Genomic DNA, 14499 nt, shown 5'->3' with positions numbered 1-14499 from the left:
AGTAAGTAAAACTTACTATAAAAAAATAAAAGCCCTGAAGGAGGGCTTTTATTTTTAAAAATTAAATGTCTTGATCAATTCAAAAAATGAGTTCCAAATAGGTGACTTTTCATAATACACATTTTTTTTTCTCATTTTTCGAAGAGTAAATAAAAACTCACGATTGCAATCTAACCAGAATTTTTCCTCACACTCATTCTTGGACCATTCCCACCTGTGCAGGAGATAATGATCGATTTCTCTAATTATGTTCATAGATACAAAAATACGAGGCGACAGGTACCCTAGTGAAAAAAGTGAACTCTAATTAAATCAGAAAATGTTTTGTAGTATGAAAAGATTGAATGAAAACTAATCGGTAATCAATTCAACCAGATATTCATTCTCTATTTCCCAGGCTTCTTTTAAAATCTTTAATAAATAATCTTTATATGCTTCACCGGCAAAGTTTATCGCTCTGTCTAATTCTTCTTTGTTTACTGATACAATTAAATTTCCTTTGTCATCATTTAAACTATTGATAAGCTTTAGATCATATGGGGAAAGTCTAGCAACTAGATAACCTAAAACTGGTTCTAATCTATCCGATAATAATTCAATGTGTTCAATGGTTTTCATAAAATATTCGTTTAATAACAAACTTAAGGAAAATTTGCTAAGTAGCTTACTACAATTAATTATTTTGCTTATTATTGTAAAGCCACTTGTTAACTAATAATATGACTAAATCAGACGAAATAAAAATTCAATGTTGGAATAACGCAATGCAGACTTTTGGATATAGTTACATTTTTAGCAGAAGAGCTAGATTTTATGCAAAATGGTTACGCGTACTAACCCTTCTAGGAATATTAGTCCCATTGATAATCGGAACTGCCGCAACTGGATACGGTACCGATTCTAATTTATTGAAAAGCTTAATTTGGGTTTCCGTCCCATTATCTATCTTCCAAATAACCATATCTGCATTTGCTTTGGTAAATAAGTGGGAGGATATGTCATCGTATTCATTGGAAGCAGTTGCTAACTACGATATGCTTTCTGAAAAATTCAGGTCATTGGCTAAGATTGAACCAGAAAATGAAGAAGATATACTAAACTTAATAAAAGAATTTGATAACCTTAATTCTCATTACAACTACCGTAGCCAGCAAGATGTTAAATATTTAATTACTGAGCGTGAAAAACGTATTGGTATGAGGTGGGCGCTTAGAGATTTTCAAAGACAATGCGCAGCTTGTCATGAAGTTCCCGTTTCTATGGAGTCGACTGAATGCCCAGTGTGTGGACAATTTAAAAAAACATTAATATCAAAAATTATATATCATGGATGACAAAGTAAAAGCTTTACTTTTTGCGTATTTAAAGCTAACACCTTCTCAGAAAAGTTCATTTAGAGAAGAATTAGAGAAATTGGAAAGAGGGTCTCTTTATGAACAAAGGACTTACAGTGAAAAATTAGAAAAGAGTTTAGGTCCGCTTTTTTCAGGAGCATGCCCTACTTGTGGCAAGTAAAAAAAATCCCCCAAACATCACACGATGCTGGGGGATTTGTAAAGCCAACTCAACTTTGCCTATATCACAATTCTACATATAAAGTTTTTGATTTTGAGAATTTTATCTTTCGTAATTTTGTAATGTTAATTAAAAAATATTAGATATGATATTCAAAGACTCAGATCAATTTTCGGTATTATTAAGTATTCGCAAGGTGCTAGAAACGGAAAAGCTTGAAAAGATTACAGTGGGAGAGCTTAACGAATTGTTTCAAAAATTTGGTTCTCAATACTCTTTTTCACATTTCTGGGATGGAGAACTTTTTATGAAATTAGATAATATGGAATTTCATGATTGCGGTGATGATAGTTCGTATTTTACTTTCAACTTGTAAATATAATAGATATGAAAAATGCCAATTAATAGAAATTGGCATTTTTCGTTTACTATTTGAACACTCCTAAATGGTACTTTTCAAGTCTAAGCAATACCTGCCATCTATCAGAATTTATAATTGCTTTATGACCGTCTGCTGGAGGACATTCAATTATGCTTTGCTTCAACGTTGTGATCAAAGTTTTCTGAATATTTGAATAAGGTAGTCCATTTGCTTCTTTGATAAGAGTATCTAAATCGACTACATCATCAAAAACGAATTGATCGTCCTTCAACACAAGATCAATCAGATACTTTATTTGATATTCATTTGGCAACTGAAAAGGAATTACATAATCAAACCTACGGACAATAGCTCCGTCTAAAATCTCCTTTTGATTGGTTGCACAAATGACCGTGCTGCGTTGTGGCAGATAATCAAATAATTGGATTATAGAGTTTACCACACGTTTCATTTCACCGTGATCTTGACTATAATCACGTAATTTCCCAATAGAATCGAATTCATCAATAAAAATAATGCAATCCTCCTGGGCAGCTTTAGAGAATATACTTGAAATATTTTTGCTTGTCTCTCCTAGCTTCGATGAAACAATAGACCCAAGATTAACAACAATCATTGGTTTCTTTAATTCACCTGCAATTACATAAGATGCTAAGGTCTTGCCGCATCCGGAAGGACCATACAGCAATATTTTATTCGATATTGGGAGATTGAACTTAGAAAGCAAATCAATTTGCTTGTGTTCATTGATTAGAAACTTTAATTTATCTAGAGAATGGTCGTCAAGAATAATATTAGAAAGTCGGTAGTCAGAATTAAGTCTTTCCAGAACCAAATCATCATCTGCCTTAATCTTATGGTTGCTCACTTTAAAATTAGCCTCACTTCGCTGGCTTTCTTTCAATACGGCCTGCAATTGAAGAGCAAAATTGATTTTTCTAGTATTTTTATTATGGTCGATAAATTTGTTAATAGCTTCTACAAGCTTATCTTTTTGGTTTTCTAGTCCAAAACGAATTATATCCTTTAAATAATCTTGCTGCGTCATAATTCAAATATAATTAAACAAACCTTAATTAAGTACGCCATCCAAATAGCAAATGCCAATCGAACGATAATACCACCAAAATATCTGTTTTTTCGGAAACCTAAACCATCCACAAGGCGATAAAATGCTACATGAAGCTTCTTTGCTTGGAAACGTACGGTATCTTCTATTTTCATATTTATTTCCTCCTATAATGCCTTTGAGCAAGTTTATGTTGTTGACGAATGTATTTAGGTTTCTTTTCTTTTAATGGTTCTGGGAATGGCAATATCGGCGGAGCTTCCTTTGCTATCATATCAAATTGAAAACATGCAAATTCGGCCTTAACATGATCGTACGATAACCTTATACTAACTTCATGGAGTAATCTAACACTGTATTCAATAGTTTCTCTAACTGCAATCGAATATTGAATAGTTAGATCAATAAATCTTAAAATATCACAGCCAGTAAACTTACAGGACTTTAGGCTCTTGCAGGTATTTTCAAATAGTGTCATAACTCCTCGTCCGATTTTTCCAATACTCTCACCATAGGGTATACTATAAAAAGTCCCACAAGGCCAATCGTCGCAGGAATGGCAAATAGTCCGTATTCTATGTAATATGCAATAACAACAATAAGGATCAATATCGCTGCGATATTCGATTTTTTAAGCTTCTTGCGTTCCTGGGCTGCCTTTTCCTTATCCCATATCCGCTTGGCTCTATCAATAAGCTCCTGTGCTTTTTTTTCGTTTTCCATATGATTGATTTAATAATATTCATTCAATTTCCACAACCTCGGCACCACTGATTAAAAAAAACCGTGAGGTGTTTGGGAGACAACCCCACGGCTAACCAATTATAAACCTAAATTATGAAAAGTGCTAAACAAAGCCTGTCTTTCCAGGCTGCCATATCCTTCAAGCAGATAATACTGATGGTTCCTCCGACGATATGCTTCTACCAACAAGTATGCATACCACCCAATGGTTGTGGAGAATAACGGATTCGAACCGTTGACCCCCTGCGTGCAAGGCAGGTGCTCTAGCCAGGCTGAGCTAATTCCCCCATTTTTTTTAAAAAATCCAGTTCCGTAAAACTGGATTTTCTATTTCCTCTTTTTTCTATTCACCTATAACATTCTGATTGTAGGCGGTCCGTTGGCATTCGGTGTGATATCTGTCTGATATCCCGATAGTGTTTCGTCTTCTGATAATACAGTGACCATTTTGCCGTATTGAGGTTCAACTGAAGGTGTTACACCGTCAAGGATAGCCACCATTTGCTGACTATCTGAACCTTTCTTTAGCTCAATGGACTGCTTACTATCAAATGAAGCATACACAGTGCCAACCATTAAAAGAGAAAACATTCCGACTAATGCAATTGCAATAAATCTCTTCATTTCTTGAATGGTTTTAAATAAAACAATGAACTTATTGAATTCAAAAATATAAACATATATCGACATATCCAAATGGATAATAAAATATTTTGCAAATAGTTGATTTGCATTACGATGTAATTTATTTAGAAATGAGCTAAAAGTACCTTTGAAGTTGTATGGCAGAGGTAAAGTTTAAGTTCACCGGAGATGATTCAGAATTGCGGAAAAAGCTTGCTGGTTTAGCAAAGCTCCAGGCTGAGATGTCTGATCAATTTGGAAAAAACTTGATTAAAAAGATCTCAGGAACTTCTGCTGATCCAATCAAAGGAATGGCTGACGCAGCGAAAAAGTCATCTACCGCTGTGCGTCAATTGAGCGAGGAGCAAAAAAACTTGAAGGCTGCCCAGCTTGAAAATATTGAATCGATTCGTAGGCTTCGTGAAGAAAGATCAAAAGAAATTTCCGACTTAAATATCCTAAAGCAACTTGAACAAGACGCAAAGACTGTTTTGGCTGAAAAGAAAGCTGCTACCGAGGGTCTCACCCAAACTGAAAAGGAGCTAAACATTCAATACAAGCAGGGGCAAATTGAACTCCAGGCGTACAACAAGGAACTTAAAGAGCAGGCCGAAATCAGACGTAAAGTTAATGCTGAGGAACGGGCTGCTGAGAAAGTTCTTCGTGACGCTGAGAGAGCTAGAAAAGATGCTGAACGTGAAGCTGAGAAGGCTGCCAAAGCCGCAGAGAAGAGACGCAAACAGCTTGAGAAGGAAAATAGCGAGTATTACAAACTCAATACGGCGCTAGGTAAAGTTCGCAAAGAAGCACGTGATGTTCTGGCAGAAATGTTTCGTTTGGAACAAGCTGGACATAAAACAAGCCTTGGTTATGAAATGCTTCGCAAAAGATCGGAAGAGCTTGTAGAGCAGACAAATATCCTTGATGCTGGAATCAAGAAAATCGATGCTCAGTTAGGCATTCATTTCCGAAATGTCGGTAATTACCAGGATGCTTTGGAGAATCTTAGTCCGGCAATAGCAAATATCAATCAAAAGCTCTCTATGTTTGGCACCTCTTTAGAGGATCTTTCCCAAGCAGGTGGTTTAAAAGCATTTGGTGCCTCTTTAGTAAACATCGGTACTTCTATAGGTAAATTCCTTATTTCTCCTGTTGGTATCGCTGTAGTTGTTTTGACATCACTATTTATGCTATTCTCCAAGAATAAGCAAACCGTTATTGATTTCAATGATGGGCTTTTAAACGTAAGTAAAACAACGGGACTCTCTGGAACCGCTCTTCAGTCATTTTCCGATGAGATAATCGGGCTTTCCCGTTCTCTTAAAACTGTTTCTACAGATCAACTCCTGGAGTATGCGTCCGTTGCCGGCCAATTAGGGGTTAAAGGATCTCAAAATATCTTAGCATTTAGTGAAGCGTTGGCAAAACTGGAGACCGCATCCGATATCTCTGGTGAAGAAGGAGCTTCTCAAATCGCTCGTCTTCTTCAGTTGGTCGATGGGGGTGTTGGAAACATAAAAGCATTTGGCGATGAGATCGTTCAGCTAGGAAACAATTTCCCTGCGACAGAATCAGAAATTCTAGCCAATGCAACGCGCATTGCTCAGTCTACTGGCATCTATAAGCTCGGTCGTCAAGAAATTCTTGCTTATGCTACAGCGACGAAATCAGTAGGTGTAGAAGCAGAATTAGTTGGATCAACATTAGGTAGAACGTTAGGTACATTAGAGAAGGCCATTCGGAGCGGAAAAGGAGTAGATGAGGTTCTAAGATTAGTTGGTGGCAGTCAAACTGAATTAAGCAATCGGTTTAGGGAGGATGCTTCCGGAGTTCTAATGGATTTCATTGGCGGTTTGAATCGTACAAGTACAACCGCATCCGATTTTAATAAGAGTCTTGAAGCTGTTGGCATCACTGCTCAACGAGATCGTGACGTAATCGGATCATTGGCTTCGAAGGGATACGCCACATTAGCTGATGCAATGGATCAAGTAAAAGACGCTACTGGATCAATGGATGCTGAATTTGGTACTGCATCTGAAAAATTGATCAACCAGTCTGAGCGTATTGCCATCGCATGGAATAACTTCGTTCTTGGAATAGAAAATGGTCAAGGAAGTATTGGTAAAGCAAGTGTTGCTGTTATAAGCTTCGTAGCTGACACTATTGATGCCATGTCTGGAAATGTTGCTGAATCTGATAAGCTATTAGACAGTTATCGCAAATTAGAAAGCCAAACTTCAAGCACGGAGAAATCAGTTAGACCTTTGTTGAGTAGATATGACGAACTTAAATCGAAGACAACATTAAATAAAGATGAGCACAATGAGCTTCGGGAAATTATCAAAAGAGTCGCTGAGCTTATTCCTTCTGCAGTAACTGAGTTTGATAAGTACGGTCAAGCTATTGATATAAATAAGAGGAAGATCACGCAATTTAATGATGCTCAGAAGCAGCTTGTCAAGGATATGAATATATCTACTCGTAAAGCATTGAGCGTCGAACTGGAAGAACTGAAACGTCAAAGAGATCAGATTACTTCTGTCCAAAATAATAGTTTAAATAACGACAAAGGAACTTCATTTATTTCTCGTTTGGCACGAATTGGCCTTAGCGATGAAAAACGTTTACAAGGGATTCAGGACCGGACCCAAAAAATAGCAGTTCTTACGGACAAAATTAAGAACAATTTGCAGCAACAACGGGATCTTGGAGGGACGTTGAGTCCACAAGATAATGCTTTTATGAGGCAATTTGACCCTGCTAACTCTTCCACTTCGACTAATTCAAATAAACAAGAGGAAGTTGTTAAGAAAAACAAAGAGTATTGGGAAAAGATCGTTTCAGACACCCAGGAAGCAATAGATGCGTTGGAAGTTTCGCAAAAAGGTTCAGATATCTGGAATTCACTTTCTAAGAAGCTTGCGGACGCTCAAAAGAACGTTGATAAATATTCTCTTAGTAAAGATGAGTCTGCAGTAAAATCAGCAGGTAAAGCGGCTGAAGAAACACGTAGAGCAACGGAGCGCCAACGATCTCTCCAGCTTGAGATTGATAAGATAAATGAGACCGCATCCAGGAATCAAATTAGTCGAAATGAATCGGAATTAGCTTCTGTCAAGGATAAGTATGCAAAAATAAAAGAAGAGGTCCGGAAGTTCTATGCTGATCCAAAAAATAAAGGACTACGTGTCGATGAAAGTGGATTGCAACGTTCTGAAAATTTTGAGGTAGCCGAAGCGACAACTCGTCAGGATACAAAAAGCTTAACGGAGTCCTTGGCTGTTCAAAAGCAATTGCTTGATGAATATAACGCCTATGCTGAACAAACTTCAAAGGAGGAAGCAGATAAGCGCTATGCTGGGCAATTAGCTTCGTTCAAAGGTTACAAGGAGCGATTGCAGAAGGAGTATATGGACTTGATTACTCTGGAAAAGAATAGTGCATCTGGTGAATTTCAAGGATCCGCTGTAAAGCTTACTCAAGCTCAGGAAGAAAGAGCAAAGGCTCTTCGCCTGCTACTCGATTCACTCGACAAAGAAGATCGAGATCGGGAAAATAGAAAGCTTTTAAATGCTTTGCAGTCTGCCAGATCTCTAAATGATAAACTTCTTGCTATTGAGAAGGATTACCTGGAAGACCTTAAGGCATTGCGAGATGCCAATGAGCTTACTCCTGAGAGAGAGGAAAAGCTTACCAAGAAACGAGATTTAGATGTTTCTAAAACAGCAACGTCTGAGTTGACAGGTAGTATTCAATGGGAGACTTTGTTTTCTAATATGGACCAAATCGGATCGCAGGAGATCGGAAAGCTTCTTGAAATTATTGAAAAAGATTTCGATAAACTCAAAGGAAAACTTGATCCAGTAGATTTGGCTAGAATAAAAAAGGATCTGAGGGCAGCGCAAGACGAACTTATTGAAAGAAATCCATTCTCAGCATTTGCCGCTGCCATTAAGCAAATAATGGCAAATGCTGGTGATGATTCAAAAGAAGCGGCTGAAAAAACTAAGGATGCTTGGCTCAGTTTAGCAAAGGCTACTCAAAATAGCTTTGAATTTGTATCATCTGCTGTCAATTCTGCATCCGTTCTTAAGGATGCTATAGGCGAAGTTGGTGCAACAGCATTATCATCTTTGACGGCTCTTTCTGTGGCTGCAGTAGCCGTGTCCGCAGCAATAAAACAAGCAGAAAGGGCTTCGGTTATTTTGGCAATTATTCAAGCAGCTTTAATAGTTGTACAATCATTATTTTCCATAATAGATGGGGGTTCTAAAAAACGTAATGAAGCTTTAAAAAAAGAGCAAGAGTACTATGAAGCACTTTCTGAGACTTTCGATATCCTAATTGAGAAGCAAAAAGAATTGTTTTCGGTTAAGTCAGGTAAAAGCGCGATGGATGCTTATAATGAAGCTCTTGAACTTGTAAATTCAAAAACAATTGCTAATAGAAAAAGCCTTGAAGCTTGGTTTTCCCAAGGTGCTTCCCTATTTAAACGTTCGAACTGGTATAAGTATGATAAAGAGTTGGGAGATGTTCTCAGTCGGCAAAAGCTCCTGAATATGTCTAGTGAAGAGTGGCAACAATTGTTATTGAAGCAGCCTACATTGTGGGCAAGACTTCCAGAAGAAGTTAAAAAGTTTGGTCAAAGTATGATTGACGCTAAAGAGCAGGCAAATGAATTAAAAACTGCCCTACAAGAAGCACTCACCGGAATTTCCCTTGATGATATCAAAGATGAGTTTGGAAACCTCTTCTCACAAGCTGATTTAACGTTTGGTGACATTTCTGATTCTTTTTACAAGCATATGCAAAAAGCTGTGCTCAGACTAGTACAAGATGGAAAAATGACTGAAAGCATGCAGTCCTGGTACGACAATGTGCTAAAGGCCATGGATGATGGAGATCTAACAAAAACTGAGTCCGATACTCTTAAAGCCGAATACAAGGCGTTGGCCGAAGCTGGCAATAAGAGGTATCAAGCTATGATGGATCTTATCGGATATGATGGAGATATAGGCGGTTCCGGTTTAAAAAGTTCAATTCAAAGAGAACTTACAGAAGCCACTGCAAGCGAACTGACCGGATTATATCGTTCAACATTTGAACTAAACAAAAGAATGTTTGATGAGAGTAAGTCCCAAGGATTGACCTTGTCTAAACAAGTGATCATCGCGACTGACCAATTGGCCGCTCTCAATGCTATTCAAACAAACACTTTTAATACAGTAAGTGAACTGAAGAATGCTGTAGGAGAACTGAAGTCAATCAATAAGAATTTAGGAGGGCGTTATTAATGGTTAGAGAAGTTCTAAGTTATGTTTTTAATTAACGATCAAGATATAAGTGCTTTTGGTATCTATCTAGAAAGAGGTGCCTTATCTGTGTTTGAGATACCCCCCACTCCAAAGGAACCATTTTTCAATGATTGGATAGATGAAAACGGTAAAGATTACGATGAAGATTCTGATCTATCCTATCAATCACAAGATTACGATATACCGTTGATTATGGAGGGGAAGAACTTGCAGGACTACAAGGAAAAAAAGCAAGCTTTTCTATCACTGGTTTCAAAAAAAGGGGAGTTTACTTTTCATGCTGCTAATTGGTCTGATCCAATAAAATTAAGATTCAAATCTTTTGTTAAATGGGATTTGATATCATATTCAGCTTCATTACCTGATAGAGGGATATTCGCAAAATTCACAATAAAATTGCAAAATAATCATAGATATGGCAATTAAGATATTTATCAATAGCTATGATATAGAAGCTGTATTCGGATTGCATTTAGGTAAGGGGGCGCTTTCAGCTCTAGAAATACCCCCCACTCCAAAGGAACCATTTTTCAATGATTGGATAGATGAAAACGGTAAAGATTACGATGATGTAAGCGATATAAGATATAATCCACAGGTATTTGATGTACCGTTGATTATGGAAGCAGAGGGGATAGCTGATTATAGAAAAAAAAGGCGTGACTTTCTTGACATGATAAAAAATGAATTTGACTTTCAAGTTTTCGAATGGGGGGAATCGTTTAAACTTCGCTTGATAAAAATATCAACATGGGAGTATCTTAAAAAGCCTTTTCAAGGGAAAATATACGTTAAAATAGTGCTTCAAGTTGAAAATAACTTTGTTCTCCCAACCTATGTATTCCGCTATCTAGCAGATAACAAAGGTCGATTTATCATAATAAATGACAATAAAAAAATTCTTGTAAAAACGAAATACAATGGCTGATTACGTAAGATATGATAATGAAACACCGCCGATACTTGATGCAGCTAAAATCGGTTCGATCATGGGTGTCGATAGTGAAACAGGCGAAGTCGGCAATGTCGATTTTGCCCTTATCGTCAATGAAGCCGGAAAGAAGATCGGGGACGCTGTCAAGATAACAGGTAACACATTGCCGAAACTAGGCGCTGCAAATAAATATGTTGAAGTCTATGGCGGTGCAAACGGCCGTACACTTGTATACGGGGATGACCAGTTTGTTCTCCAGAAGGACAGCGTCGTGAAGCTGTTCTGGGATGGCACAAATGAAACATGGGAAATCACCGACAGCGCGACCTTATCTTTCCGTTCTATACTGAAAATCGAAATGACATCGTCCAGCGGCCTTAAGGATACATATACCATTACCTTTAGTGATGGCACCACGCAATTGTTTTCCGTAACAAATGGAAAGAATAGCGATGTGCTTAATATCACTGTCAACGGTGAGGTGGTTGTCCCAAATGATGCAGGGCAGATTGCAATCATTGTACCTGATGAGAACCTTGTCAATATTGCCGAGTCGGAGCGCACTATCGGAACATACAGCTATGGAGGTGAATATATGCCGATTTATTCAACAACATTTAAGCTGAATGCACTGCCTGTCCAGCAAGGTGTGACCAAAGAGTATGTTCTGAGTGATGAGCCTCTTGGATATGGTCTGTTCCTGAATATTGCCAAGACCTCGGTAAGTTCGGGCAAAACGCTCTTTGGAAACTATTACAATACCAAATATAGTATTGAGAATATCCATGTTAATAACGAGTTCCAGACCATCATTGAAATCAAGTGTCTGGAAAATATAGTCAGTGCAGACCCAGTTTACATGCTCCTGAATCTTGAATATCTCAAATACGAGGGAAACATTTTAGAATTTACTGTAGATCTGCCTGGGGGTGTAGATCCTTCCGATATTGCGCTCAGTTTTCCAAAATTAAAGTTCAATAAGAAGTTTGCTTTTTCATATATAACAGATGATTCCAATTCAATTTATCAGTTTTACTTTTCAGGTATTAACAAAAGATGGGTTGCAACGACAATGAAATTTTATTTACATCTAAATTTCCCCATTGCGCCAGATTTCAGTGAGGGTTTTACTCCTGAATATCCTTTGGAGTTTACAGACGGTGCCGGAAATAAGCGGAGGTTTGCAACCAGTATAGCTGTTTGGCCGGATAAACTGCATGACCATTACAGTACAGACGGAAACGTGGGAAAAAATTACCCTTGGATGGCAGCAATTGAATGGAATCTTTATAAAGATTTTGGATATAGTGTTCTGTATCACGACTTTAATGGATATGACGGTTCATCGGTTACTCAGGAAAATTTCAATCAGTGGTTTGCTGATACCAAGGCAAAATTTATTGAGTATATAAATGACAGCCCCAAAATTGTTGCTGAGCCCAATGGAGATCATAGATATTTAGCCCTGTCGCAGAACATCAGCGACATTATGATGAATACGGCACAATCAGGTGACCCTCTTATAAAAAAAGCGTACATGTATAGGAATGGATATACTTTGGATAAATCAAAAATTGCCCCTGAACGTTATTTTGCAGGAGCGGCTGATTATTATGATAATGTCTATAACATTCTAAATGACTTTGACTCCACCACTGATTTAAATTCTATATATTGGTTAATAGGTGCATCACATAGGACTAATGTTGATGATTATAACCTATTTAAAAGGATCAATGACAGCTTCGGAGCCATTGGTGATGACAAAATTTGGTTTGCCAGCGTTGATGAAGTATTTGAATATTGGTATCTGACCAATAATGCGACGGTTATCAAGAGTACCGGGGTCAATAGCGTTACTTACAAGCTCTACTTTCCTAAAATGCCCCGCTTCTGGTTCAATGAGGTTTCTTGTCTCCTGTCTGGAGTATCATCTGTTGATGACCTTTCGGTCTCATCTAATACTGACGGGCTTTCGTATGCCGCAAATAACGGTAAGCTATTGGTCAATCTTAATTTTAGCAGAGAGCTGCTTAAAAGGGCGGAAAAATATACAGCTGCTTTTGAAGCGGCTCCAAATGCTAGCTATGTGTATGACGATGCTATGTATATGGTCAGCCAGCTTAAGCCCTCGTTGAGACAACCGTTCATCGACCGTCTGAATGTGTACTCATCAGCTCCAACATTTGCCGATTTCAAGATTGAAAACGGTGCAACAACTACACAGAAGAGTATTGTTTCGCTTACCATGCTGTTCACTGGAACATCACCGACATATTACATGGTGAGCGAGTCAAGTAATTTCTTAGGGGCTGACTGGACTGCGTTTGTGTCTCCTGCGAGCTATGAGCTTTCAGCCGGATTTGATACAAAAACCGTTTATGTCAAACTTAAAAACATTTATGGGGAGTCGTCGGTATTGTCAGCGCAGATCTATAAAGCCAAACCAGAACTTGCGTTGATTTCGATCACAGCTGCTGGACAGGTTTCCAGTTCTCCAGTCCCAGTAACATTAAATTACACTGGAATCCCTACGCATTATCGTCTGGCAGCGACAAACGACTTTACTGGCGTGCAATGGATTCCTTTTGGTTCAAATCCAGTAAATTTCGCAATTGCGGCGCCTTATGGTCAAAAGACTGTCTTTGCTCAGATGCGCGACGAGGTTGAGGATAAAACTTCGTCAGTTGTGAGTGCCGGTTTCGAATATGTCGATCCAGTTTCTGCAATATTGACTTCTATTGCGATCAATAATGGTGATCTGGCTACAGGTTCAGGTAACGTAAGCGTAAAACTTACCACCGTAAACACAGTGACGCATTATCGTATAGGACAGCAGGCAGATCTCTCACCTGTGGCTTGGGTTGCATATACAGGAGATACCGTCAATTACAGTTCAGGAGTGAACAGCGGGACATTGACCTTATATGCCCAGGTTAAAAATTCAAGGAGTGAGTCCGATGTGAAATCCTCATCGATCAATGTTGTCATTCCTGTCACAGCTACAGCAATGGCGCTTGCTGATGGACAGGCTTCATTTGCTGGTTTTAGTCCGAAAGTATCATTCACTATCGGAGCAGGTACACCGACCCACTATCGCTTGGCCGAAACATCGGCAGGAGTTTCGGCTGCTGCTTGGTTGCCCTGGTCTGAGAAAATCACCTTTACATTTGGTTCGATTGGTGCTAAAACTCTTTTTGGACAAGTAAAAAATTCAGTCAGCGAATCTATTATTGTGAACGATTCAATCACATTGACAGATCCTCCTGTTTCTATTCTTATTGGTTTCAATGCCGCCAGCAATAATACGAATACAAAAGTTGTGACCTCCGGTTTAACAACAAATCAAGTCAAATTTGCGACTTACACGGGCTATGGTGCCCTTCAATTGGTGGATACCACAGGCGCAAATGTGACCGGAATGTTCTTTAACCTGAATACGTCATTTTATGTTGCCAATGATATTTTCAATGCTGGGAATACCTATGAAAACAGCAATATGGATGCAACTGTCGCAAGCGGAAGCTACAGTCTTGCATCAATGGCAAAAGTATTGACTACGGTAAACAGCACGGCTGCTGACCCAAAAAGGAAAGCTAGGTTCTCTTTGAGCATGCCGGCAGGCACATACCGGTTCAGGTTCCTCTGGAATACTGCAAATTCTGGTTTAAGCGCAAATACAGAGAGCAAGCGCCTGAATTCGTTTTATGGACTGTTTCAAGGTGCTTCCGAATTAGGGCGGGTTGCCTGCACACCTGATAACAGTATCACAGGGTTTAATAACCAAGATTTTAATGCTGAGATGCAGGTGACCGTTACTGATGGGGCAATACCAGTCGATCTTGGGTTATGGTCTAGTGTTGGGGGCCAATTGCCAGGCATTAACTTAATTGAAATTACTAAAATATCTTGA

General features: G+C 38.5%; 12 protein-coding genes and 1 tRNA gene. 7 read left to right on the top strand and 6 right to left on the bottom strand.

Annotation, left to right across the window (positions count from 1 at the left end):
* Window positions 1–351: 351 nt before the first annotated feature.
* The gene (locus B3E92_RS01160) at window positions 352–618 is read right to left on the bottom strand and encodes a hypothetical protein (RefSeq protein ID WP_286894967.1); all 267 of its coding nucleotides are present in this window, start codon (window positions 616–618) and stop codon (window positions 352–354) included.
* A gap of 101 nt (window positions 619–719) precedes the next feature.
* Between B3E92_RS01160 and B3E92_RS01155 the strand changes: the two genes are divergently transcribed.
* The 3 genes from B3E92_RS01155 (at window position 720) to B3E92_RS01145 (ending at window position 1891) form a co-directional block, all read left to right on the top strand.
* Window positions 720–1334: a mobilome CxxCx(11)CxxC protein gene (locus tag B3E92_RS01155; protein WP_286894965.1), complete on the top strand. Its 615-nt coding sequence runs from the start codon at window positions 720–722 to the stop codon at window positions 1332–1334.
* Complete coding sequence (locus tag B3E92_RS01150) at window positions 1327–1515, top strand: hypothetical protein (protein ID WP_286894963.1); 189 nt, start codon at window positions 1327–1329, stop codon at window positions 1513–1515. Before B3E92_RS01155 ends, B3E92_RS01150 begins: the two co-directional genes overlap by 8 nt.
* A gap of 145 nt (window positions 1516–1660) precedes the next feature.
* Window positions 1661–1891: a hypothetical protein gene (locus B3E92_RS01145; protein WP_286894961.1), complete on the top strand. Its 231-nt coding sequence runs from the start codon at window positions 1661–1663 to the stop codon at window positions 1889–1891.
* A 52-nt stretch (window positions 1892–1943) separates the two neighbouring features.
* Here the strand turns inward: B3E92_RS01145 and B3E92_RS01140 are convergent, their stop codons facing one another.
* The 5 genes from B3E92_RS01140 to B3E92_RS01120 form a co-directional block, all read right to left on the bottom strand.
* Window positions 1944–2945 (bottom strand): AAA family ATPase, encoded by a 1002-nt coding sequence (locus B3E92_RS01140; RefSeq protein WP_286894959.1) that lies wholly within the window; start codon window positions 2943–2945, stop codon window positions 1944–1946.
* Window positions 2942–3121, bottom strand: coding sequence for a hypothetical protein (locus tag B3E92_RS01135; RefSeq protein WP_286894957.1), 180 nt, complete (start codon window positions 3119–3121; stop codon window positions 2942–2944). Before B3E92_RS01135 ends, B3E92_RS01140 begins: the two co-directional genes overlap by 4 nt.
* A gap of 319 nt (window positions 3122–3440) precedes the next feature.
* Window positions 3441–3689, bottom strand: a complete 249-nt coding sequence (locus B3E92_RS01130; protein WP_286894956.1) for a hypothetical protein — start codon at window positions 3687–3689, stop codon at window positions 3441–3443.
* A gap of 233 nt (window positions 3690–3922) precedes the next feature.
* Window positions 3923–3997, bottom strand: a tRNA-Ala gene (locus tag B3E92_RS01125).
* A 64-nt stretch (window positions 3998–4061) separates the two neighbouring features.
* Window positions 4062–4334: a hypothetical protein gene (locus B3E92_RS01120; protein ID WP_286894954.1), complete on the bottom strand. Its 273-nt coding sequence runs from the start codon at window positions 4332–4334 to the stop codon at window positions 4062–4064.
* A gap of 158 nt (window positions 4335–4492) precedes the next feature.
* Between B3E92_RS01120 and B3E92_RS01115 the strand changes: the two genes are divergently transcribed.
* Genes B3E92_RS01115 through B3E92_RS01100 form a run of 4 tightly spaced genes read left to right on the top strand, consistent with a single transcriptional unit; the run spans window position 4493 to window position 14499 of the window.
* Window positions 4493–9631, top strand: a complete 5139-nt coding sequence (locus tag B3E92_RS01115; RefSeq protein ID WP_286894952.1) for a phage tail tape measure protein — start codon at window positions 4493–4495, stop codon at window positions 9629–9631.
* A 21-nt stretch (window positions 9632–9652) separates the two neighbouring features.
* Complete coding sequence (locus tag B3E92_RS01110; protein ID WP_286894950.1) at window positions 9653–10078, top strand: hypothetical protein; 426 nt, start codon at window positions 9653–9655, stop codon at window positions 10076–10078.
* Window positions 10068–10580, top strand: a complete 513-nt coding sequence (locus B3E92_RS01105; protein ID WP_286894948.1) for a hypothetical protein — start codon at window positions 10068–10070, stop codon at window positions 10578–10580. Before B3E92_RS01110 ends, B3E92_RS01105 begins: the two co-directional genes overlap by 11 nt.
* Window positions 10573–14499, top strand: coding sequence for a hypothetical protein (locus tag B3E92_RS01100; protein ID WP_286894947.1), 3927 nt, complete (start codon window positions 10573–10575; stop codon window positions 14497–14499). Before B3E92_RS01105 ends, B3E92_RS01100 begins: the two co-directional genes overlap by 8 nt.

Source organism: Sphingobacterium sp. UBA6317, assembly GCF_002440385.1.
In the GTDB taxonomy this organism is placed as follows: Bacteria; Bacteroidota; Bacteroidia; order Sphingobacteriales; family Sphingobacteriaceae; genus Sphingobacterium; species Sphingobacterium multivorum.
The sequence above is the reverse complement of the archived record's forward strand: the minus strand, read 5'-3'. Positions and strand labels throughout refer to the sequence as shown.